Annotated in this window: 14 protein-coding genes and 1 pseudogene; 8 read left to right on the top strand and 7 right to left on the bottom strand. The window is 56.4% G+C overall.

The annotated features are described in order from the left end of the window. Nucleotides 1-70: 70 nt before the first annotated feature. From trmFO to IQ265_RS20965, 3 genes and pseudogenes are all read left to right on the top strand, one after another. Nucleotides 71-1,453 carry an FADH(2)-oxidizing methylenetetrahydrofolate--tRNA-(uracil(54)-C(5))-methyltransferase TrmFO gene (gene trmFO, locus IQ265_RS20955; protein WP_194057198.1) on the top strand — a complete coding sequence of 461 codons (1,383 nt, stop codon included), beginning with the start codon at nucleotides 71-73 and terminating at the stop codon, nucleotides 1,451-1,453. 148 nt (nucleotides 1,454-1,601) lie between these two features. Further along, nucleotides 1,602-1,847, top strand: a complete 246-nt coding sequence (locus tag IQ265_RS20960) for a hypothetical protein (RefSeq protein ID WP_194057200.1) — start codon at nucleotides 1,602-1,604, stop codon at nucleotides 1,845-1,847. 688 nt (nucleotides 1,848-2,535) lie between these two features. Then, nucleotides 2,536-3,255, top strand: a pseudogene (locus IQ265_RS20965) (hypothetical protein). Nucleotides 3,256-3,259: 4 nt separating this feature from the next. Here the strand turns inward: IQ265_RS20965 and IQ265_RS20970 are convergent. From IQ265_RS20970 to IQ265_RS20990, 5 genes are all read right to left on the bottom strand, one after another. Further along, nucleotides 3,260-4,450, bottom strand: coding sequence for a benzoate/H(+) symporter BenE family transporter (locus IQ265_RS20970; RefSeq protein WP_194057202.1), 1,191 nt, complete (start codon nucleotides 4,448-4,450; stop codon nucleotides 3,260-3,262). A 39-nt stretch (nucleotides 4,451-4,489) separates the two neighbouring features. Next, nucleotides 4,490-5,371, bottom strand: a complete 882-nt coding sequence (locus IQ265_RS20975; protein WP_194057204.1) for an AraC family transcriptional regulator — start codon at nucleotides 5,369-5,371, stop codon at nucleotides 4,490-4,492. Continuing rightward, on the bottom strand, nucleotides 5,368-6,108 hold the full coding sequence (locus IQ265_RS20980; RefSeq protein ID WP_194057206.1) for a GDSL-type esterase/lipase family protein: 741 nt from the start codon (nucleotides 6,106-6,108) through the stop codon (nucleotides 5,368-5,370). The genes IQ265_RS20975 and IQ265_RS20980 overlap by 4 nt, the downstream gene beginning before the upstream one ends. Nucleotides 6,109-6,815: 707 nt before the next feature. Further along, nucleotides 6,816-8,585 (bottom strand): tetratricopeptide repeat protein, encoded by a 1,770-nt coding sequence (locus tag IQ265_RS20985; protein ID WP_228038242.1) that lies wholly within the window; start codon nucleotides 8,583-8,585, stop codon nucleotides 6,816-6,818. Next, nucleotides 8,585-9,880, bottom strand: a complete 1,296-nt coding sequence (locus IQ265_RS20990; RefSeq protein WP_194057208.1) for a P-loop NTPase fold protein — start codon at nucleotides 9,878-9,880, stop codon at nucleotides 8,585-8,587. Before IQ265_RS20990 ends, IQ265_RS20985 begins: the two co-directional genes overlap by 1 nt. Before the next feature lie 312 nt (nucleotides 9,881-10,192). Here IQ265_RS20990 and IQ265_RS20995 point away from each other — a divergent pair, with 312 nt between their 5' ends. The 5 genes from IQ265_RS20995 (at nucleotide 10,193) to IQ265_RS21025 (ending at nucleotide 20,363) form a co-directional block, all read left to right on the top strand. Next, nucleotides 10,193-10,858: a GIY-YIG nuclease family protein gene (locus IQ265_RS20995; RefSeq protein ID WP_228038244.1), complete on the top strand. Its 666-nt coding sequence runs from the start codon at nucleotides 10,193-10,195 to the stop codon at nucleotides 10,856-10,858. Between the two features lie 63 nt (nucleotides 10,859-10,921). Further along, nucleotides 10,922-11,056, top strand: a complete 135-nt coding sequence (locus tag IQ265_RS29530; RefSeq protein ID WP_255523783.1) for a hypothetical protein — start codon at nucleotides 10,922-10,924, stop codon at nucleotides 11,054-11,056. Next, entirely contained in the window at nucleotides 11,056-11,334 is a 279-nt protein-coding gene (locus IQ265_RS21000) for a hypothetical protein (protein ID WP_194057210.1), read from the top strand. The genes IQ265_RS29530 and IQ265_RS21000 overlap by 1 nt, the downstream gene beginning before the upstream one ends. Before the next feature lie 103 nt (nucleotides 11,335-11,437). Next, complete coding sequence (locus IQ265_RS28865; protein ID WP_228038246.1) at nucleotides 11,438-16,411, top strand: PAS domain-containing protein; 4,974 nt, start codon at nucleotides 11,438-11,440, stop codon at nucleotides 16,409-16,411. After that, a complete protein-coding gene (locus IQ265_RS21025) occupies nucleotides 16,338-20,363 on the top strand; it encodes an ATP-binding protein (RefSeq protein ID WP_228038248.1) in 4,026 nt (1,341 codons plus the stop codon). Before IQ265_RS28865 ends, IQ265_RS21025 begins: the two co-directional genes overlap by 74 nt. A 44-nt stretch (nucleotides 20,364-20,407) precedes the next feature. On the opposite strand, the gene IQ265_RS21030 is transcribed toward IQ265_RS21025, so the two are convergent. Together IQ265_RS21030 and IQ265_RS21035 are read right to left on the bottom strand one after the other, a co-directional pair. Beyond that, a complete protein-coding gene (locus IQ265_RS21030) occupies nucleotides 20,408-21,460 on the bottom strand; it encodes a TIGR00341 family protein (RefSeq protein ID WP_194057213.1) in 1,053 nt (350 codons plus the stop codon). 404 nt (nucleotides 21,461-21,864) lie between these two features. Continuing rightward, on the bottom strand, nucleotides 21,865-22,929 hold the full coding sequence (locus IQ265_RS21035; protein ID WP_194057215.1) for a hypothetical protein: 1,065 nt from the start codon (nucleotides 22,927-22,929) through the stop codon (nucleotides 21,865-21,867). Nucleotides 22,930-22,976 lie beyond the last annotated feature (47 nt).

A 22,976-nucleotide genomic window follows, 5' to 3' on the forward strand; every position in this document is an offset into this window, starting at 1 on the left:
GCAGGCTTAATTTTAGACCAGAAGGCTAGAACCCGTTATCCTAGATAAGCTGAGTTTTGAGGACTACGTAGTGCACCCAGACCCCATTCATGTAATCGGCGGCGGGCTAGCCGGTACCGAGGCCGCCTGGCAGATTGCCCAGGCCGGGGTGCCCGTGGTGCTGCACGAAATGCGTCCGCAGAAAAAATCGCCCGCCCACCACAGTGAGCACGTGGCCGAGCTAGTGTGCAGTAACTCGTTTGGGGCAATGTCGAGCGATCGCGCCTCGGGCCTGCTCCACGAGGAGCTGCGTCAGCTCGGCTCGGTGGTGATTGGCAAGGCCGACCAGCACCAGGTGCCCGCTGGCGGTGCCCTGGCTGTCGATCGCGGCATTTTCAGCCGAGACCTGACTACAACCCTAGAGCAACACCCGCTGATCGAGCTGCGGCGAGATGAAGTAACGCAGATTCCCAACGACGGCATTGTGGTGCTGACCACTGGCCCCCTGACCAGTGAAGCGCTATCGATGGAGCTGGAGCGGTTTACGGGCCAGGGCTACATGAGCTTTTTTGATGCCGCCAGCCCGATTGTGGTGGGCGACAGTATTGACCAGTCGGTGGCGTTTATGGCCTCGCGCTACGATCGCGGCGAAGCGGCCTACCTCAACTGCCCTATGAATAAGGAGCAGTACCTGCACTTTTGGACTGAGCTGTGCAACGCCGAACAGGCCGAGCTAAAAGACTTTGAGCGCGAAACCGCTAAATTTTTTGAAGCCTGCTTGCCAATTGAGGAGATGGCGCGGCGGGGTGAAGACACCATGCGCTACGGCCCGCTTAAGCCGGTGGGCCTGTTCGATGCTCGTTTGGGCGACTTTAAAGCGCCTGAGAACAAGAGCAAAAAGCCCTACGCCGTGGTGCAGCTGCGGCAAGAAGATAAGGGCGGCCAGCTGTGGAATATGGTGGGCTTTCAGACAAACCTGCGCTGGGGCGAACAGTCGCGGGTATTTCGCCTCATTCCTGGTTTGGAAAATGCTGAATTTGTGCGCATGGGCGTGATGCACCGCAACACGTTTTTGAATTCGCCGGAGCTGCTGCACAACACGCTGCAATTTAAGGCACGCCCCACGCTGCTGGCGGCGGGGCAGCTGGTGGGTACCGAGGGTTATACGGCGGCGGTAGCTGGCGGCTGGTTGGCAGGGACAAATGCGGCCCGGCTGGCCCTGGGTCAGGAGCCGCTAAATTTGCCGGTGACGATGATGCTGGGGGCGCTGATCGACTTCATTACCTCGGCGGAGCCGAAGCACTTTCAGCCGATGCCGCCAAACTTTGGTATTTTGCCGCCCCTACCAACCAAGGTGCGGGGCAAGAAAGAGCGTTACGGCCAGTACCGCGATCGCGCCCTCAGCGATTTAGACCAGTGGGCCAGCGATCGCAATCTGGCGCTGCACCACCTGCCATTGAGCGCTATAGCTTGAGCAATTTGCTTTGCGTCTGCCGGGTGGTACAACCCAGCAGATTTTTGCCTCTACCTCACGGACTATTGCAACCCCTTAACAGTTTGCTAAAATCTTTGACGATTAAGGGAAGGTTATAATCAGGTTAATAATATCAAGGGGGTGACTCATGACCCAATTCAATGCTCCTAATCGCCGCGATCTCGACAACTTTCTCTCCCCCCGCAGCCGCTACTACGGTGAATTTTCGCCCCAGCAACTCACTTTTAATGCCAATCTGCAAGAGTTCGCCCACCGCATAAGCTATATCTCGGGCCTGCAAACCGGCGGCAAAATCTCGCCTGATGAGGCTTATAGCCAAATCAAGTCGCTTTATAAGCAGCTCAAGCGAAGTAAGAAAGGGCTAGAAATTTAAGTCTATAGTTGTTAGACAGGCGGCGTTAGCGGCGGCGAAAACACGGCGATCGCGTTTTCGCTAACCTACAATTCAACGGTTAAATGCGGTCATTCTCTGCAGCTCAGCAAGGGATGGCCGCATCGTTTTTGCTTAGAGACATTTGGTTACCAATCGAGATTTTACTAGATGAGTCGGGTTATCAGAAAAAGCCCTGAAGCGGCATTCTCATAACAAGACCAGCCTTACTGGATTTTAGTCTTTTATTGAAACTTGATAGACTTATTCCTCGCAGCACAGTCTCACCGTGCGACTCAGTGCGGTCAAATTAAGTCCAACTATAAAGCTGCTGAGTCTCAATTCAGAACAAACGATCCTGCTTGCATACGGCTGTGAGTGCTCAGAGGGAGAGCTAAGGGTCGGTACAGGATGTCTAATTTTGAACAGGTATAGCAGCAGTCGATTTGGCTGGGACACCTCAATAGGTGAATTTTTTCGGTAAAAGCAGCGCAACGCCTACGCGAACCTGTCCTAACCCGGTGGGCCTCCGTAATATTATTGAACGCCTAAAGATCTGCAATGCTTCTAGCATTCTCATGTTGAGTCTATTCGTAAGCATAAAGAGTCTAGCTTTGAATCAAGAGAGTCCTACGATCGAGTGTGCCTGTAGCGTATGCTCTAATTTGATTGCAGTGGGTTAACCCTGTTGATGGTGCACAAACTTCCGCGCTATTCGGCCAAGCGGGTACGGCGCGACCGAAAAATGCTTTATGAAATTGAGGGGCGCTGCTACCCCGGCGTAACCACGGTGCTGTCGGCTACCAAACCTCAGGCGGCACGGGAGGCGTTACAACGCTGGCGGCAGCGGGTAGGGGTAGACGCAGCTCAGCAGATCTCTGGCACGGCTTCCTCGGCAGGGACTCGGCTGCACAAGCAAATTGCGGCCTACCTAAATGGCGAAGCCGCTGAAATTTCGGCTGATTTAGTGGGGTATTGGGAGTCTCTGCAGCCTCTGCTGGCGCAGGTTGAAGAGGTGCTGCTGGTGGAGGGGGCAGTATGGCACAAGGCCGGATTTGTCGGCTTTCCCGATGCGCTGGTGGTGGTGAAGGGCGAGCTACACCTGTGCGACTGGAAGACGGCGCTGCGGCCCAAGCAACCTCAGTGGCTGGGGGATTATTTTTTGCAGATTGCGGCCTACCGGCAGGCGGCGATTCAGGTGTATGCCGATTTTGGTTTGGAGGTGCAGAAGGGGTTGATTGCGATCGCCCTAGCCGACCAACCGGCGCAGCTCTTTGAGGTAGCCGTGGCTGAGATGGATGAGCACTGGCGGGAGTTTGWGCASCRKCWRCRGGNGTTNRASCSRCKGNSARKYARRYKRGWGSATNSGSTANNGGCRSRYWSGWKCGTAGGMSKSTNSKTGRGTGGATGAGGAGTTATGGGGTGGGGGAGAGGGTTTTGGATTGAGAGATGATTAGCGCCAGGGCTCCGGCGATCAGGCCCCAGAAGGCGGAGCCGATGCCGAGAAGGGTGACGCCGGAGGCGGTGACGAGAAAGGTAATCAGGGCGGGTTCGCGATCGCGGTCATCTTTCAGGGCGGTGAAGAGGCCGTTACCGATGGTGCCAAGCAGGGCTAACCCGGCGATCGCCAGCACCAGTTCTGGGGGAAAGGCAGCAAATACGGCGGTGACGGTGGCCCCAAACAGGCCGAGCAGGAGGTAGAAAAACCCGGAGGCGATCGCGGCTACATAGCGTTTATCAGGGTCTTCGTGGGCTTCGCGACCCATGCAAATAGCGGCGGTAATGGCGGCTAAATTGATCGCAAAGCCACCAAAAGGTGCGAGCAGCACCGTGGCGGCCCCCGTCCAGCCGATGATAGGCGAAATGGGCACCGAGACATAACCCGAGGCGCGCAAGACCGCGACCCCCGGCACGTTTTGAGAGGCCATGGTGACGACAAACAACGGCAGGGCAACGCCGACGAGCGCCCCTAGCGAAAACTGGGGGACAGTGAAGACGGGCCGGGCCAGCTGCAGGCTGACGGTATCGAGCTGAATTTGGTTTTGGAAAGCGGCGATCGCAATGCCAACCGCCAGCGCACCCACCACGGCATAGCGAGGTCTGGTGCGGCGCATAAATAAGTAGACGCAGAACATGGCAAAGGTCATCGCAAACTGGGTTTGCATGGCCGTAAATACGTCCAGCCCAAAGCGCAGCAGCACCCCGGCCAGCATTCCCGCTGCAATCGATAGGGGAATGCGGTTCATCAACCGCTCAAACCAGCCACTAAACCCGGCCAGGGTAATCAATAACCCTGACGCCAAAAATGCTGCGAGCGCCTCGCTCATCGGCACCCCCGCCGCAGCGGTAATTAGCATAGCCGCCCCCGGCGTAGACCAGGCGGTAACAACTGGGGCGCGGTAGCGTAGCGAAAGGCCAATGGATGTAAGCGCCATGCCCAACCCCAAAGCCCACAGCCATGAGGCAATTTCGGCTGGGGTTGCACCAAGGGCCTGAGCGGCCTGAAAAACCAGCACCGCCGAACTGGTAAAGCCCACCAGCAAGGTGACAAAGCCGGCAACGATCGCAGAGAGAGACAAATCTTTGAAAAATCCTCGAGCCACCATGGTTTTGTAGGTAAAAGGCTGGCCCCAGCCTATAGGCCATCAGCGGCTGGCGTCTTGGATCAAATTGCCCTGGCGGTACTGGCCGGGGGTAACACCAAAGGCTTTCTTAAAGGCGCGGTTGAGGTGGCTCTGGTCGCAAAAGCCGTGGGCGATCGCTAGGTCAGCAATGGGCTGGTCGCCGTGGAGCGATCGCTTGGCCTGCATGAGCTGCCAGTGGCGCTGATAGCTGTGGGGCGGCAACCCCACCTGCTGCCGAAAGCTGCGAATTAAATAGAAGGGGCTCAGCCCCACCTGCTGGGCCAGGGTATCAATAGAAATGTTGTCAGCGTAGTGGGCTTTGAGGTAGCTCTGCGCCTGGGCTAGAGCTTTGCTTTTTGGCTCCAGCTGCCGCCAATGGCGCTGTCTATCACTGTAGCGATCGATTAAATAGGCCAGCAGCTCCAGCAGTAGTGAGTCTCGCTCTAGCTGTGGCGTGGGCTGACTCAGCGCGACAAACAAACGGCCAAACATAGCCTGCCCAATGGCATCGGTACTGGTCTGTAGGGCGATCGCAAAGTAGGGCAGCGCTGGCTCTGGCCCCGGCCACTCTAGCTGAGCCAACATCTGCTGCATTTTTGGCACACTGATGTAGAGGTTGCGAAAGCCCCAGCCTGCCTCAGCCTGCACCTGCCCTGTATGCACTTCTCCGGGATGGATCAGCTTAAAACTGCCGGGGTTGGCGTAGTGATGGTCGCCCCGATAGAAAAAGCCGCCCAGGCCCGAATGGGTAAAGCCAATGGTGTAGGCCTCGTGCATGTGTTTGGCAAAGCTGTGGCGGTAGAGCTGGGCACTGTATAGCTCTATGCCCGCCACCCCAGACTGCCACAGGCGAGAAACCTCGGTTCTTTGCGTTCCTGATCTTTGCGTTTCTGAGGGCGTCATTGGGTACTCAAAGCGGTGATTGACGGGTGTAGGTGCTCAACCCAGCGGGCGTAGCCGTCACCATTTAAGTGCAGGCCGTCGGCGGTGTAGGCCCCATCGAGCTGACCGTTGACCACAAATAGCGCGTGAAGATCTACGTAGCGGTAGTCTAGAGACTCGGCCAGGGCGGCTATGCCCTGATTGAGCTGAAGAATCTTGGCGTTTGCACCTGGGAAGACTGAATCGCTCACGGGTAGCACGCTCTTCACGTAGACCTGGGTTTGGGGGGCCTGCTGTTTGATCAAGGTCAACATCTGCTGGTGGTGGCTCAGCACTTGCTCGGGCGATCGCCCCAAAAAGATCAGATCATTGATGCCAATCATCACAAAAATCGCCTGGGGGGCCGTCTTGAGCAAATCGGGCAAGCGCCGCAGCACGCCGCTGGTGGTATCGGCACTAATGCCGCGATTGCGAATTGTCGCGATAGGAAACCAGTCTGACCATTCCCCTTCGTCAATGATGCTATCGCCAAGGAAAAGGATGTCATTGGTACCAACAGAAAGTTTTTCGAACTGACTCTGGCGATGGCGATAGTAAGGACTCTGGTAGATAGCCACTTCGCGGCTGGCCTGACGGTGCCACCGCTCCTGCAAATAAGCCCATCCCCCCCGGCGAGCGATGACTAGAACCCCAGCAGCCAAAAACACAACGTTCAGGCTAATAGAAACCAGACTCATCCAGCGGGCGATCGCAGCCATCGGTCTTACTCACTAAATTCTCCCCACTACCGTAGAGCATTGCGAGAAGAGAGCCCAGTGGGGGCGTAATCACCAGCGCAAGAAAGCAAAGAGATGCCGATAACCCAATCAGCTATTCGTCTTATTTTGAGACTCAAGGAGATTGCGACAAGTCCCTTAAGTGGAACAACTAGTCTTATAATGAGACTCGCGATGAGGCGAAACGTGGGGCACGGAAGCGCTAGGACATTGTAGAGAAGCCCAGTTTTTACATCGCTGCTTCAACAGGTGGTTTGTATTCTGGCGGTGGAAATCAGTTCTTAGCCGCATCGTACCGATGCTCTAGCAACTAGATGTCTTAATTCAAGACTCAACAGAATCGTAGTCAGTCCTATGAATAGATTTGATAGCCTCATAACGAAACTAATCGGTTGAGCGTTTAGATGTGCTGGTTCGATTGCCTAGCTAGGGTGGCTAGCTAAGATCGCTATCTCCTAAATGATTAAGCCCCCGCTCGGCAGAATTTAGTGCGTTGCCTCTTGCGACTTTAGCTACCCTTGTGGAGAAGGACTGCTTGGCATCACCCACAGGTACTGTCGCTAGGGGCTACGGAATCGCTGTTGAGGGGGCGAAAATTTAGTCCAATTTTAGTCCAAAAAATTTTAGCCCTCTCTAGAATTACCAAAAACAAAGGGTTTCGCGGGTTTGATAATTTGCGTGACAGGCAACTACTCAAGCCTTGAGAGTTGCCTTAAAACTTCTTGGGTCGTGGGGTGGTTAGAAAGCTGGTCGGCTTGACCAGTCTTTAGAGCTGCTTGCACCAGATCTATAAAGTTGCTAGTTCCAGTTTTGGTATGAGGGTGATTTTGAGGCAGTGTCTTGGCTTGAATAGCCAGAGCCTTCAGGTAAAGGGGTTCTGCTTCGGCATAGCGCCCTGTTGACTTGTATAAGGCTGCCAAATTGTTCAAACTGGTAGCAACATTAGGATGCTCGGCTCCCAACAGCTGTTCCCGAGTAGTAAGTGATTGTTTGAAAAGAGGTTCCGCTTCACCATAACGGCCTGTTGAATAGTAAAGGACTGCAAGGCTGTTCAAGTTGGCAGTCATGGATGAGCGATCATTGCCCACCTGTCGCTCCCAAATGGCAAGCGATCGCTTTAAAAGAGATTCCGCTTCCCCATAACGCTCCATTGCACGGTACAGCCCGGCCAGATTATCTAAGTCAATTGCAACAGCGGGATGGTCTTTTCCATGGACTCGCTCATCAATGGAGATTGCTTGCTCAAGAAGTGGTTCCGCCTCGCCATAGCGCCCCATGGACTCGTACAACAAGGCCAGATTGTTTAGGCTGATAGCCACATCGGGATGGTCGGACCCCAACTGTTGTTCCTTGATGGTGAGCGATCGTTCGTAGAGGGGTTCCGCCTCGCTATAGCGTCCCATCACACGGTATAGCTCGGCCAAATTATTCAGACTAGTGGCCACATCGGGATGGTCGGACCCCAACTGCTGTTCTCGAATAGCAAGCGATCGTTCGTAGAGGGGTTCCGTCTCGGTGTAGCGTCCCATCACACGGTACAGCTCGGCCAAATTATTCAGACTAGTGGCCACATCGGGATGGTCGGACCCCAACTGCTGTTCTCGAATAGCAAGCGATCGTTCGTAGAGGGGTTCCGCCTCATCGTATTGCCCTATTAACTTATACAGCGAAGCCAAATTATTTAGGCCAATAGCCACATCAGGATGGTCAGCTCCCAACTGCTGTTCTCGAAGGCGCAAGGCGTTACGGTAAGCAACCTCAGCCTCGGCGTAGCAAATTTGTTGTTGGTAGGCATTACCTAAACTGTTGTACAGGCTAGCGACCAAAGGTGAGCCTGGGTCTTGGGCCAACAGGTTATCAATCTGTCGCTGCAAGTCGGCGGGGTCAGCGGCGGGTGATCTGGGAGTGTGCTCTTGGCTCTGGCTCTGGCTACGCTCCGGATCAAACGCCCAGGCGATTGGCTGCGAAAACTCAAACACTCCCCCCCGCCAGCTCCAAAAATCCGGCGCTTTGTCGGCCAACTGCGCCGCAATGCGGGGCGTCAGCCACAGCACCAGCGGCAGCTGAAACTCCCGCAGCGATTCCCGCGTCCACTGTAGCGAAAACAAAAACTGATCCAGGGCCGATCGCTCTTGATTTAGGCGCAGCCCCAGCAGCTCATCGGCCCCCAAAACAGTGACGACCGCAGCGGGGCTAGTAGCCAGCTCCGGTTCTTGCTCAACATGCGCTTGCAGACTTTGCTTCAGACTGGGCTGGTGCAGGTCAATGCGAATGCGATCGCACCTCGTCCCCTTTTCCCGCAGCTCAGTCTCGTAAGTATCGATAATCTCATCGCGATACTTCCAGTTGTCGCAGATCGCCACCAGCAAATTTAGCCGCCCATAGCTCGACTGTATCGACCACACCAATCGGCGCAGCTGATGTTGATTTTCGGCGGCGACATCGTCCACAAGATCCATCACTCAATCAGCTTCTTTTGTTTGAGCAAATCCACCACAATCGGGTGCACGTCATACCACAGCGCATCGTTTTCATATTCCAACACCATCAAGCCGTGGAGAAGTTTTACAAACCCGTCGCTGCTGGCATCGGGGGTTTCGGCGGTTTTATACACCCCCACCAACAGATCGTACAGATCGCTACCAATCTGCCGAGCAAAGTCGTGACGTAAGTTTCGCAGCGCTACCACCAAAATCTCATCGTCAATTTTAACGCTGTCGCTGTCGGGCTCAATTTCGAGCTGCACCATGCACTCCGTACAGCATTCGCGGGCAATGCGCACCAGCTCTCGCATCACGCCTCCACTTTTCAGCACTATCTGTCGGGCCGTCTGAGCATCTACCAAATCCTCGGGCAGCCGCTTAGACAGCACCTTTAAAAAAACATCGAAGGTTTTGGCAACTGGCTCTGCCTCGGAGTTGTGGCAGTCAGCCTTGGCAAAAAACTTCGCTACCGGAAACAGGTGCGGTCGCACCACCCCTTCAGAATTCAGCGCCCCCATCACCTGCGGCTCTTGCACCGCCGAAACGGGAATGGTGAACACCACCCGAAACTGGGGCGAAAACAGCGATTTAATGTTGTTGCGGTAGATTTCTTCCACTAGGGGCAGATCCAGCTTATCCAGGTCATCGATAATCACCAAGACAGGCTTTTTAGTCGCGGTTTGAATAGCTGCTGCCAGGCGATCGCACTTGCCCACCAAGTCAGAAATCCGCTTTTCAAACGTTTTCTCTAGCTCATCGCGAAAGCTTTTTTCTTGCTGAAGTTTGGCTGTGAACAGATTGAGAATGTTGTCTAGCCCTAGCCCTAACTCTCCTGTAGTGGCTTGGCTTGAGGTTTGGGTGCGCTCCGTAGTATTCCAACCCAGCAGCGATTGTTTAATATCGTCATCGACACGGATATTGCTTTGCTTGGTCGCCTGGCTCAGTAGCTTAATGGCGATCGCATAGAGAATATTGACGTGGGTAATGCCGCTCATCTCAATCAAATCTGCGATCGAGAAAAAGACCACCGAATGCTTAGGCTGCATCTCAATCGCCAGGCGTTTCAGCAGCGTAGACTTGCCGCAGCCCCGGTGGCCCGCAAAAATAAATTTGCCGTTTTTAACCGAGGCCTCAATTTCGCGCTTCAGCCGCACCATCACCGGCAGGCCATAGTCCACCCGAAACCGCTCAATATCCTGCGGTTCCACTAGGGGGAACAGGTCTAAATCTTTGTAGGCCTGCTGATATCGCTCTAAAAGCGCCTGATCCATGCCACCCAACACCCACGAAACCCCTCCATGGTACTGCCTCAGGCAAATGCCGAGCGGTGGACAGGCAGTCAGCACCTTTAAAAACTAGTTAAAGCGTTGGCTAGAGAAGAAACTACTAGCAATCTCAAAGCTTTACCGTGCGTTCAAATATAGACTCATAAATCTCTACATGAGTCTCAAAAATGCTCGGCTTAGTCTCATTGTGTTCTGAAATTGCAAGCTGTGTAATGCGAAGGGTTTCTACAGCATCAAAGCTACCGGTCGATGCGATTCGGACGATAATGAAACCGTGTTATCAACGTAGGCAAGCCTGTGACCTCCGAAAAACCAGACGCGCCAGACGCGATCGAGCATCAGAACGTCCCTATCGAGCATCGCAGTCTGCACGACTTTTTATATAGCGCTGCCGACGAASMTRSWRSYGAAACCGCCGCCGCCCCGCCCACCGCTTCTACCGGCAATACCCCCATCCCCGTTGCCGAGTGGTGCGAACAAACCCAGGATGCCAAAGTCACCGGGGTTTATGCCGTACTCGATCGCGCTGGTCAGACCCAGTTTGTTGGTATCTCCCGCAATGTCTCTCTATCGCTGCGCAGCCACCTCGCCGCCAAAGGAGACGCGGTTTGCGCCCTGGTCACGGTAGAGCCCTTTAACTTTCCCAACCGAGAGGCCATGAGTGCCCTGCGCGATCAGTGGATTGCGGCGCTGCCCAGCCCTCCGCCCGGTAATGTCGATGGCACCTGGGCTGGCACCATTGCTCAAGCGGCTACCGAAGCCATGTCTGCCGCCGAACGCGAAGCCTACGAAGCTAAAAAGCTCAAGCTCCGCCGCGCGATGGCCGATGGCGCACTGTCTAAAGAGCAGGGTGCGGCCCCAACGGCTCAGGCAGGCGATGCCAAAGCAGATCTCGAAGCCGCCCTGACCGATGACAACTGGAGCGCCCTGATTCGCGATCAAACCCAAGAAACCCAGTCGTAAAGAGGCGGGGTGGGAAGATTTTTTAGGGTGCCTCACGGGCGACTACGAAGAGGTGGTGTCCTGATGGAACGCAGTGCTCATTCTTACGGCAAAAAGCTGGTCGATTACGAAAGCTTGGGCATTGCTGAAGACTGGATTGTCGATTGTCTAAGCTTGAGAGGGCGGCGCTACCCTGGCAGCATACCGATTGGTCGATGATGACTATCAGATTCATCAGTTTCGGTGAGAATAAGGTGATTCGTTCAGGGCGGTTTCCAAGCCTGTCGCTGATGGCTGAAACCACCCTTGGGACTGGGCAGCAGGCCTATGCCCTGCTGGGGTGGTTTAACTGTCTTGCGGTAGATTTAGCCAGCAAAGTAGGCGTTATAGAATTTGGAAAAAACTTCACGATCGCACCTATGCGCCCAGGGTTGCTTTCTGCCTTTCAATCCCAACGTTTTTTCACACTAGCCAGAGGGCGGGCAGCCAGTTTATGAATTTTCCTTGGCTTTGGCGGCTTTGCTAAGACTTTAGGGGTGAGCTTTAAAGGCTTAAAGCGCTTAGATAAGGTAGGCAAGTCTGGGGAACTAAGGTCTTTGTATGGCAACTCGCGATCGCACCGTTTTAGTTCTTGACGATGACATTCTGGGCAGTGCTGGCGTCTACCGGCATCTGCTTGAGCACGAGACTGCGCCTGCCTATCAGGTGATCACAGAGCGCTACAGCGGCCCCATTCTAGAGCTGTGCCACACCCATTCGGTGACTGGCATTCTTTTGGTCTGCCATGCTCCTGCGCGACGTGGCTTTGAGCTGCTGGCTCAGCTTAAAGCTCAGCTGGGCCAGGCCTGCCCGCCAATTGTGGTGGTGAGCGACAATGACGCCAATTTGGCCAGAGCGGCATTTAAGGCTGGCGCAGCAGACTACCTAGTTCGAGACGAGGTAACAGCCGACACGCTTGATCGGGCTCTCAGCGGTGCCATCCCAGCCTCGGATGCGGCAGCAGACCCTACAGCTGCGCTCTCCTCCGAAGACCGCTACCGCGACCTGGTTGAGTCGTTAGACGAAGGCTTTTGCCTCTGCGAACTACTGCTCGACCAGGATGGTGCCCCCGTTGACTATCGATTTTTAGAAGTCAATGCTGTCTTTGAGTCACTGACGGGTTTGCAGCAGCCCGTTGGCAAAACCGCGCGCGACCTGGTGCCCGGTCTGGAAGAAACCTGGGTTGAGACCTACAGCCGGGTAGTGCTCGATCGCCAGCCAATTCGCTTTGAACAGCAGTCGGTGCCCATGCATCGCTGGTTTGATGTCTATGCCTTTCCCATGGGGAAGCCCCAGCAGCACCTGTTTGGCATCCTGTTTAGAAACATCACCATTCGCAAACTGGTGGAACAGGAGCGCGAAAAGTTTTTTGCCGTGGGTTCTGATCTGCAAACCGTTACGAGTAGCGACGGGTATTTTCGCTGGGTCAGCCCATCCTTTGAACGCCTGCTGGGCTGGACAGCCGCCGAAACCACCACTCGACGCTGGACTGAGTTTGTCCACCCAGACGATGTTGACCGCTCCATGCTGGAGGCAAAAAACTCGTTTTCTGGCCAGGAAACCTTTGCCTTTGAAAACCGCTTTCGCCATCGAGATGGCTCCTACCGCTGGCTGCTCTGGAGAGCCCAGCCCGACAGCACTCAGCAGCTGCTCTACGGGGCCGCCGTCGACATCACCGAAAACAAACGCCGCGCCGCCAATACGGCCTTTCTGGCAGAAATCGCGACAGAGTTTTCTCAGCTTTCGTCGGCCGACGAGATTATGCAAACCGTCGGCACAAAAATTGGTGCCTATCTAAATCTGTTTGCCTGTGCCTTTGTCGAAATTGATGCGGCCGAGGCTGAGGCGGTCATCAACTATGCCTGGCACGCCGAAGGAATGCCCGACCCGGTAGGCACCTATCACATTGCCGATTTTGTCACCGATAGCTTTCGACAAGCGGCCCACAACCAGGAAACCGTTGTGGTTCGAGATACCCAGGCCGATGCCCGAATCAAGGGCGACCCCTACGCAGCCGTAAATGTCAGATCGCTGGTCAGCGTGCCGTTTCATAAAGATGGGCGGTGGCAGTTTATGCTCAACGTCTACGATTCGGTGCCCCACGACTGGCGCGATGACGAAGTTGAATTCATCCGTGAACTGGCCCATCAAATCTTTCCCTGGCTAGAGCGCGCTCGTGCTGAGGCGGCGCTGAGGGAAAGCGAGGCTCGCTTCAAAGGCTTTGCTGAAAACAGCAGCGACGTAATTTGGATTACGGATGCCAATAAGTATCGACTGGTCTACGTTAGTCCTTCTTTTGAGCAGGTGTGGGGTCGCTCTGCCACTGAAGTCTATGCAAACCTGCAGCTTTTTGTAGACTTTATTCACCCCGACGATCGCGATCGCATTCAGTGGGGTTGGCAGCAATGTACCCAGGCCGCCTTTACCCAGGAGTATCGCATCATTCGCCCCGATGGCACCATCGTCTGGATTCGCGATCGCGGTTTTCCCATTCTCGATCACCAGGGAGAGCTGCTGTGGGTGGGCGGCATTGCTGAAGATATTAGCGATCGCAAACGCATTGAACTAGCGTTGGCGGCCCAGGAGCAGCGCTACCGCTACATTTTTGAAACAATCGGTATTTCAATTTGGGAAGAAGACTTTTCTGAGGTCAAAACGGCCATTGCTCAGCTTAAGGCCGCCGGGGTGCAAGATTTTCGCCAGTACTTTGACACCCATCCCGAATTTGTGCAGCAGGCCATTGAAAAAGTACGCCTGCAGGATGTCAACCAGGCCTCTTTGCAAATGTTTGGGGCTCAAAAACGCGCCGACCTGCTAAACTCGCTAAACCAAATTTTTGTACCCGAAACCTATGCGGTATTTGTTGAAGAACTCCTGACCATTGCCGCCGAGGGAACTCAGTTTGTTGCCGAAACGACCCTGCGAAACCTGCAGGGCAAACCTCTACAGGTCTGGCTGAGTATTAGCTTTCCTGCCCCCACCGAATCCTACGACCGGGTAATCGTTTCGCTGCTGGATATCAGCGATCGCAAGCAGGCAGAGATCGCCCTGCAAAACAGCGAGAAACAGGCGCAGCTGGCGATACAGGTGGCGCGCTTAGGAACCTGGCGCTGCCATCTAGACACCAATCTCGTTGAGCTAGACGAGCGCATGGGCGAAATTTGGGGCGAGCCAGACAGTAGGGAGATGCTCCCGCTGCCCCAGGTCATGGAGCGCATTCACCCCGAGGATCGAGAACGCGTTACCAGGGCCATTGAGGCTGCCCTCGACCCGCGCGGGTCGGGAACGTACAGAATTGACTACCGAATTGTCTGGAGCGATGGCAGCCAGCGATGGGTTTCCGTCAACGGGCAGGTGCAATTTGAGGGCGAGGCCGGCTCTCGCCGAGCGGTTGAGTTTATGGGTACGGCCCTCGACATCACAGAGCGCAAGCAGGCAGAAGTCGCCCTGCGCGAGCGCGAACAGCGCCTCATTCTCGCCACCCAGTCGGCCAACCTGGGCGTATTTGAGTGGAATGTTCTAACCGACGAGGCCATCTGGGAAAATTCTCAGATGTACGACATTTTTGGTCACACCCCAGAAGACGGCACCATTAGTAACGCTCAGTTTATGGGCGACGTGATTCATCCCAACGATCGCGAGGCGTTTGAACGCCGTTTGGCAGAGGGCATGAAGAACGGGCGTATTCAGGCCGTTTGTCGCATTCGTCGACGCAGCGATAGTCAGTGGCGCTGGGTCGAGTTCATCGGCCAATTTGAGCTGGCGGCAGATGGTACGCCCCTGCGTTTGATTGGGGTGTTGAGCGACATTAGCGATCGCAAACGCAGCGAAGCCAAACGCAGACAGGCCGAAGCAGAACTGCGCAGCAGTGCCGAGCAGTTGAGCCTGGCCCTGGCGGCAGCCAAACTGGGCGACTGGAGCTGGGATGCCGCCACCGACATCGTGACCTTCTCAGAGCAGGCCGCTGCCATGTTTGGCATTCCGCCCGGCCCCCACATGACCTGGACGCAGGTGCAAAATCTCATTCATCCCGACGATCGCGATCGTGCCAGAGCCCAGGTCGAGCAGGCGGTCGTCGACCACAGCGACTACGACATCGAATACCAGGTGGTGCGGGCCGATGGTCAGCCCCGGTGGATTGCCGCTAAAGGACGCGCTCAATACGACTCGTCTGGGCAGGTTTTAGGCATGCTCGGGGTGGTGCAGGATGTTACCGCCCGCAAACACACTGAGCAAGAACGGGAGCAACTGCTGGCCAGCGAACGCACCGTTCGGGCCCAGGCCGAAGCGGCCAACCGCATCAAAGATGAGTTTTTGGCCGTGGTATCCCACGAGTTGCGATCGCCCCTCAACCCCATTTTGGGCTGGTCACAGCTGTTGCGCAAAGGTCAGCTCAATGCTCAAAAAACGCAGTACGCCCTCGATGTAATTGAGCGCAACGCCCAGATACAGGCGCAGCTGATCAACGATCTGCTGGATGTGTCTCGCATTTTGCGCGGCAAGCTGAGTCTGAACAAAAAAGCCGTTGACCTGGCGGTGGTGGTTCGAGCCGCCTTAGAAACGGTGCAGCTGGCGGCAGACGCCAAATCCATTCAAATTCACACGGTTTTGGAGCCCAATCTGGGGCCGGTGTCGGGCGATGTAGATCGGCTGCAGCAGGTAGTTTGGAACCTGCTGTCCAACGCGGTCAAGTTTAGCCCCGAGGGGGAGCGGGTTGAGGTGCGGCTGGAGCAGGTGGAGCGTGGGAGTGTAGGCGAGTGGGAGCGTGGGAGCGTGGGCGAGGGAACGAGCCCCACCCACCCGCCAACCCACCCACCCGCCAACCCACCTACCCACCCACCCGCCAACTCGCCCACCCACTACGCCCAGCTCACCATCAGCGATACGGGCAAAGGCATTCACCCCGACTTTCTGCCCCACGTTTTCGATCGCTTCCGCCAGGAGAGTTCGAACACCACGCGACAGTTTGGCGGGCTGGGGCTGGGGCTGGCCCTGGTGCGCTACCTGGTCGAACTGCACGGCGGCAAGGTGCAGGCCGACAGCCCCGGTGAGGGCTTAGGGGCAACCTTTACTGTCCAGATTCCGCTCATGGCGCAGGCCGCTGCCGCAGGCCAGGATGCCGAACGGTCTCAACCCTCCACCGACTTGACCAACGTGCAAATTTTGGTGGTCGATGACGATGCCAGCACGCTTGAGTTTATTGCCTTTTTGCTGGAGCTCAATGGGGCCAAAGTGGTGGCCGCCGCCAGCGTTGACGAGGCGCTCCTGGGGCTAGCCCAGTTTATTCCCGACGTCTTGCTCAGCGATATTGGCATGCCCGACCGGGACGGCTACATGCTCATGCGCCAGGTGAGACGCCTGCCCCCCGAAAAGGGCGGCCGGGTACCCGCGATCGCGCTGACCGCCTACGCCGGAGAAATTGACTATCAGCAGGCCATAGCGGCGGGCTTTCAAAAGCACATTGCCAAACCCGTCGAGCCCGATCACCTGCTCAAAGCGATCGCAGACCTGGTCAGGCGAGGTGACCATGCTTGAGCAAACCGCTGGAAACGGGCAGGACACCACCCTTTTCTCTAAATTTGGAGAAATGGGCGAACGGATGCAGGCGTTGGATTGGGCACAAACCCCAGTGGGACCAATCGAAACCTGGTCACAGAGTTTGAAGTCAACCATTCGCACCCTGCTGAGTTCGCGCTACCCCATGATTTTGCTGTGGGAACAGGAACTCATTCAGATCTACAACGACGCCTACATCAACCTAATTGGCGCAAAGCACCCCCACGCGCTGGGGCGATCGATTCGAGAGACGCAGGCCGAATCGTGGACTGTGATTGGGCCGATGATTACTGAGGTCATGTCTACGGGCATTCCAAACTGGGTGGAAGACCAGATGCTGGTGGTCAATCGCTCTGGCTACAACGAAGAAGCCCACTTTAGTTTGTCCTACAGCGCCGTCGAAGACGACGCCGGGGTAATTCGCGGCATGCTCTGCGTGTGTAGCGAAGTTACGCAGCAGGTGCTCGGTGAGCGCCGCCTGCGCCTGCAGCGAGATCTAGCCGCCCGAGCTGGGGAAACGCGCAGCGTCGAGGCCACCTGTCAGGATATTCTCACGGCGATCGCAGACTACCCGCTCGATGTTCCCTTTGCCCTCATCTACCTGCGGGAGTCAGCCGACGACGCTAGCCTGCGGCTGTGTGGCCCTATCCGAGACGACTGTTATGCGATCGCACCGATTGCGATCGCCCCTGGAACTGCAGCAGATCAGTGGTCTCTAACCAGCGTTATGGCAGGTCAAACTGTCGTTATCGACGGGCTCAGCCGCCATGCGACCATTCCCGGTGGGCCCTGGGGCGAAACGGTGCATCGAGCGATCGGCTTGCCCATTCCATCGGCCAATGTCACCGCTCCGCTTGGCACGTTGGTCTGCGGTCTCAGCCCCAATCGCGCCCTAGACGAGGGCTATCAATCGTTCTTTGAGCTGGTGGCAAGTCAGGTTTCAGTGTCCATCCGCAATGCCCAGGTGTATGAAGAAGAGCGGCAGCGGGCCGAGATGCTGGCGGAAATCGATCGCGCCAAAACCGTCTTTTTTTCCAACGTCAGCCACGAGTTTCGCACCCCGCTCACCCTGATGCTGAACCCGCTGGAGGATGTGCTGGAAAGCGGAAATTTGCCCGCTGCAGAGCGCAAACACATTGCTCTAGCCCATCGCAACAGCCTGCGGTTACTCAAGCTTGTCAATACCCTGCTCGATTTCTCCCGCATCGAAGCCGGTCGCATTCAAGCCGTCTATGAGCCCACCGATCTTGCGGCCCTAACGACCGATTTGGCCAGTGTATTTCGCTCGGCGATCGAAAGCGCTGGTCTGCAGCTGATCGTCGACTGTTCGCCGCTCCCCGAGCCTGGCTATGTTGACCACGAAATGTGGGAAAAAATTGTCCTCAACCTGCTATCCAATGCCTTTAAATTCACGCTTGAGGGCAAAATTCGGGTGAGTTTGCGCATGGGCCAAGAGAGCGATCGAAGCGAAAATGACCCGCTGCCGATTCATCCATCCATCCTCCTCAGCGTTCAAGACACAGGTACAGGGATTCCGACGACAGAATTGCCGCACTTATTCGAGCGTTTCTACCGCGTCAAAGGCTCCCAGGGGCGCAGTTACGAAGGCTCTGGCATCGGGCTGTCGCTCGTGCAGGAACTCGTCAAGCTGCATGGGGGAACGATCGACGTCACCAGCGCAGTGGGGCGGGGCACCACCTTCACCGTGGCCATTCCCACAGGCTGCGCCCACTTGCCAGTCGAGCAAATCGGTGGAGCGGCAGCACTAGCCTCCACAGAAATCAAGGCCCGTGCATTTGTGGAAGAGGCCCTACGCTGGCTACCGGAGCAAAGTAATCAGGCTCAAGAAGAAGCGGCTACACCGGGCAATAGCGTGCCGTCCTCGCGCCATGCTCCCAGGCCCTCCCCCTCGCGCATTCTGCTAGCCGACGACAATGCAGATATGCGCGACTACATCAAACAGTTGTTGAGTGCGCACTACAGCGTCACGGCTGTAACCGACGGCGTGGCTGCTTTAGCAGCTATCCAAACATCGCCGCCCAATTTGGTCATCACCGATGTCATGATGCCGGGGTTAGATGGGTTTGGGTTGCTCAAAGCGCTCAGAGACAACCCACAAACCAGAGAAATTCCAATCCTGCTGCTCTCGGCTCGGGCGGGTGAAGAATCTCGGCTGGAGGGCCTGACCGCCGGAGCAGATGACTACTTAACCAAACCTTTCTCGGCGCGTGAATTGCTGGCTCGGGTAGATGCCAATCTGAGGTTGGGCCAGCTCCGGCAGGAGGCCGTGCAGCGACGGATTCAAAATATTTTAGAAGGCATTACAGATGGATTTTTCACTCTAGATCATGAGTGGCGCTATATCTATATCAACCAAAGCGCTGAAACGCTTTTGGGCAAGCGCCGGATGGATCTACTTGGAAAAACGATCTGGGAAGAGCCTCCTGCGGTGATCGACCCGTCGGTGGAAACCACTATTCGCCAAGCGGTGGCTGAGCAAACTACGGTCGATTCAGAAGTCTTTAATGCCCCCCTCGACACCTGGTTTGAGGTGCACTGCTATCCCTTGCTTGAGGGGGTGTCAATTTACTTTCGCGACATTAGCGATCGCAAACAAGCCGAAGCGAAACGCAAACAGCTCTTAGACTCCGAACGCGTCGCGCGGGAACAGGCCGAGCAGGCCAATCGCGTTAAGGACGAATTTTTGGCCGTTCTCTCCCATGAATTGCGATCGCCCCTCAACCCAATTCTGGGCTGGTCACAACTGTTGCGCAGGGGTCAGCTCAATGAACAAAAGACGCAGCACGCCCTCGAGGTTATAGAGCGCAACGCCCAGACGCAGGCGCAGCTGATCAACGATCTGCTGGATGTGTCTCGCATTTTGCGCGGCAAGCTGAGCCTGAACAAACAAGCCGTTGACGTACAGGCCGTGATTCAAGCCGCTTTAGAAACGGTGCAGCTGGCAGCGGAAGCCAAATCAATTCAAATACATACCGCCCTTGACCCCGATGTAGGGACAGTTTTTGGCGATGCAGAGCGCTTGCAGCAGGTGGTTTGGAACCTGCTCTCCAATGCCGTCAAGTTCACCCCGGCGGGGGGACGGGTTGAGGTGCGGCTAGAGCCAGTCGAGCCTAGACGGGTAGGCGAGTGGGAGCGTGGGCGAGTGGGAGCGTGGGCGAGTGGGAGCGAGCGCGGGAGCGTGGGCGAGGGAACAAGCCCCACCCACCCGCCTACCCACCTCCCCGCCACCTCGTCTACCCATTACGCCCAGCTAACGGTCAGCGATACGGGCAAAGGCATTCATCCCGATTTTTTACCCTATGTGTTTGACCGCTTTCGGCAGGAGAGCATGGCCACCACCCGACAGTTTGGCGGCTTGGGTTTAGGACTTGCGCTGGTTCGGCATTTAGTCGAACTGCACGGCGGCAGAGTGCAGGCCAATAGCCCTAGTGAGGGGCAGGGGGCGACCTTTACCGTCCAGATTCCTCTGATGGCGCAGAAGGTTGCCACAGACCAGGAGCTTGAACGATCTAGGCTATCGACAGACTTGACCAACGTTCAAATTTTGGTGGTGGATGACGAGGCCAACACCCGTGAGTTTATGGCCTTTCTGCTAGAGCTAAACGGGGCTAAGGTGGTAACCGCTGCGAGTGCAGATGAGGCCATTTCAGTGCTGGCCCAATTTGCCCCCGATATTTTGCTGAGTGATATTGGCATGCCTCAGGTAGACGGCTACACGCTAATGCGACGCGTGCGGAGCTTACCGCCCAAACAGGGGGGACAAATTCCCGCGATCGCGCTGACCGCCTACGCCGGAGAAATTGACTATCAGCAGGCGATGGCGGCGGGCTTTCAAAAGCACATTGCCAAACCCGTCGAGCCCGATCACCTGATTGAGGCGATCGCAGGCCTGCTAAGCCGCAATGCGTAGGGTGCATTCACGGCTTGCAAACCCGCATATTCGCCCTGCCCTAATCAAGGGTTGGCAGGCAGCGAAAACTCTTGTATCGGCACCACTCGCAGGGTCAGCCCAACTGGCTGATCGAGGCGATCTTCCAAAAACGCCTGCGACTGTTGCACGTCCTCAGCGCTAATAGTATTGGGCGGAGCCGCAAAACTTAGGGAGATCTGGAGCGAGCCATCGTTTTGTTGGATGGCCATTTCCTGCAGCTCGGCCCGCCTCACTAGGGGGAGTTCGGTGCGAATAATTCTACCGACCTGCTGGCGAGAGTTAGACTGCACCAGCAAATTGTTGAGCGAAAGCCCCAGCGGAATGCCCAGCACCACTAGCACCAGTGCCGACAGCACTACCCCTTCCTGGGCGCGCTTTAAAGTGCCGTAGCGCTGCCACAAAAAGACCAAAATACCGCTGAAGATAATGCCCGTCAGGTTAGTGATAAATAGCAGGGTAGCCCCCAAAAAGATAGTCTGATCCAGCCGGGCAATGCCAATGCCAATCACGCCCAACGGCGGCACCAGGGCCACCGCGATCGCCACCCCCGGAAAGGCATCGGCCACATGCTTGCGCGATTTGGCAAAGGCTCCCGCCGCCCCTGCCGCGATCGCCACCATCAGGTCGATCAAGTTAGGCTCGGTACGCAGCAAAATTTCTTGATTTAAAAGCTGCAGGCCAATCAGACTGGCAATCAGCGTCGAGCTAAACACCGTCGCCAGCGTACCCCAAAGCAGAGTCAGACTCGCCCGCTTCATCAAGCGGCGGTTAGCAACGGCGATCGCGTAGGCAATGCCAATAATTGGCCCCATCAGCGGCGCAATAATCATTGCTCCAATCACCGTTGCAGTGCTGCCCGCCAGTAGCCCCAGCGACGAAATCACCCCCGACAGCATCAGCATCACAAAAAAGCTGAGCGACGGCACCGACTCTCGCCACAGCAAGCGATTCACCCCTGCCATCGGCATAGGCTTGCTGGCTAGCCACTGCCAATCGCCGCTATTGCTCAGCCACAGCTTGCGCTGCTGGCGGCGCACTCGGGCCAGCAGTTTTAGATATCGGTATCGCTGAGTCATGGCTTACCAAAAAGGTGCAGGCGCAGACCCATTCTCCAACGACCGCGACTCCTTTCACCCAGATTGGACACCGGACGCAACCTGAACAAAATTAGTCTACAGAGAATTAAAATTGGACTCATTTGGATTCAACACAGACTCAAACCTAGACCGCCAAGCCCTAGCCGTCTACCCCCTTTCTCCCTACGGGAGACGCCAGCGCGAACGACTCCGCTCTCCTTTGACTCCGCTCTCCTTCGACTCCGCTCAGGAACCGACCGACCGNMCCKMCCCMTCSACYCNYCCWCYCCTTCGACTCCCCTCTCCTTCGACTCCGCTCAGGAACCGACCGACCGACCGACCCATCCACCCATCCACCCATCCACCCATCCACCCGCCCACCCACCCACCCATCCACTCCAAACCTACAGTCCCGACAGCCGCACCTTATAAGGAATCTCCTCGACCGGCACGTCTTCGCTGTCCCAGTCGTCGTAGCGCAGCTGCAGGCGCTTCTCCCCGGCGTATCCAACCAGCTTGCCGCTGTAGCGTTTGGCCTCGGTGCCCAGGCTTTGAATGCGCACCATACCGTTAAATACCGTGGCCCGCGCCAGGTAAATCACCAGGTCATCGCGCGAGGGGCGATTTACCGTGGTGCTGGCGGTCAGGTGGCCGAGGCCGCGCTCGTCCATTTCCTGGGCCAGGGCCATCGCCGTATTGCGAATGCCGCGAATCGCCACGATCGCAGCGGCCACCGCCATCGTAATATCGACCCCCTCGTCGGTCAAAATGCGCTGGCTCGACAAAAATTGAAAGTTGCGCTCGCCCAGGTCGCTGCGAATGCGGCGGTGAATGAGGTTTTCGGGCTGAAAGTGGCTCAGCGCCCCCACGATCGCACCGCAGGCAGCCCGAGGTTCGCGCCAGGGCGACTCGCGGGTTTTGCCGTAGACCTGCTTGCCGTCCTCTTGAATGCGGCCCACGTGGGTCTTGAGATCGATCGCCACCAGCGAAATCGACTGCGCGTTGCCCTCGTAGACCCGGCGCTTGAGGTTTTCATCCAGCTCGTGGGCCACGGTGACATGGGCCAGCGTTGCCCCATTGTCGGTGCCGCCCCCAGCGGGGAAAAAGGCCTCCAGCTTGAGTTCACCAATTTCTGACAGGGTGGCAAACCGGGAGGCCACCACGTCGCGGTAGCGTTTGGTCGCCTCACCCTGGTGAATGCGATCGCCGCAGTTGGTGTAGGCCAGGGTGGTCACCGCGCTGGGCAGGCTCATATCGGCCCCGCAGGCTCCAATATCCGTTGCGCTAGCCCCGGCAAACTGTAGCTCGTCGCGCAGCAGCTGTAGGCCTTTGATCAGGGCATAGCGATCGCTCACCAGCTCGTTGAGATAGTTGTGGTACGCATTGCGCTCCATGCCAAAACTGGCCGAGAGCTGCCAAAATCGCGCAATTCGCTCCTCGCTGGGGGCGGCGTCAAAGGGCAAAGCCATCGATATTAACCCTTCCAGTTGAATAGCCGCCTTAAATCATGCCACGA

The organism is Nodosilinea sp. LEGE 06152 (genome assembly GCF_015207525.1).
GTDB lineage: Bacteria > Cyanobacteriota > Cyanobacteriia > Phormidesmidales > Phormidesmidaceae > Nodosilinea.

Excerpts from the sequence above, each read along its gene's own strand:
- IQ265_RS20960 (WP_194057200.1), top strand. The coding sequence starts at position 1,602 with ATGACCCAATTCAATGCTCCTAATCGCCGCGATCTCGACAACTTTCTC.
- IQ265_RS20970 (WP_194057202.1), bottom strand. The coding sequence starts at position 4,450 with ATGGTGGCTCGAGGATTTTTCAAAGATTTGTCTCTCTCTGCGATCGTT.
- IQ265_RS20975 (WP_194057204.1), bottom strand. The coding sequence starts at position 5,371 with ATGACGCCCTCAGAAACGCAAAGATCAGGAACGCAAAGAACCGAGGTT.
- IQ265_RS20980 (WP_194057206.1), bottom strand. The coding sequence starts at position 6,108 with ATGGCTGCGATCGCCCGCTGGATGAGTCTGGTTTCTATTAGCCTGAAC.
- IQ265_RS20985 (WP_228038242.1), bottom strand. The coding sequence starts at position 8,585 with ATGGATCTTGTGGACGATGTCGCCGCCGAAAATCAACATCAGCTGCGC.
- IQ265_RS20990 (WP_194057208.1), bottom strand. The coding sequence starts at position 9,880 with ATGGATCAGGCGCTTTTAGAGCGATATCAGCAGGCCTACAAAGATTTA.
- IQ265_RS29530 (WP_255523783.1), top strand. The coding sequence starts at position 10,922 with ATGGAACGCAGTGCTCATTCTTACGGCAAAAAGCTGGTCGATTACGAA.
- IQ265_RS21000 (WP_194057210.1), top strand. The coding sequence starts at position 11,056 with ATGACTATCAGATTCATCAGTTTCGGTGAGAATAAGGTGATTCGTTCA.
- IQ265_RS28865 (WP_228038246.1), top strand. The coding sequence starts at position 11,438 with ATGGCAACTCGCGATCGCACCGTTTTAGTTCTTGACGATGACATTCTG.
- IQ265_RS21030 (WP_194057213.1), bottom strand. The coding sequence starts at position 21,460 with ATGACTCAGCGATACCGATATCTAAAACTGCTGGCCCGAGTGCGCCGC.
- IQ265_RS21035 (WP_194057215.1), bottom strand. The coding sequence starts at position 22,929 with ATGGCTTTGCCCTTTGACGCCGCCCCCAGCGAGGAGCGAATTGCGCGA.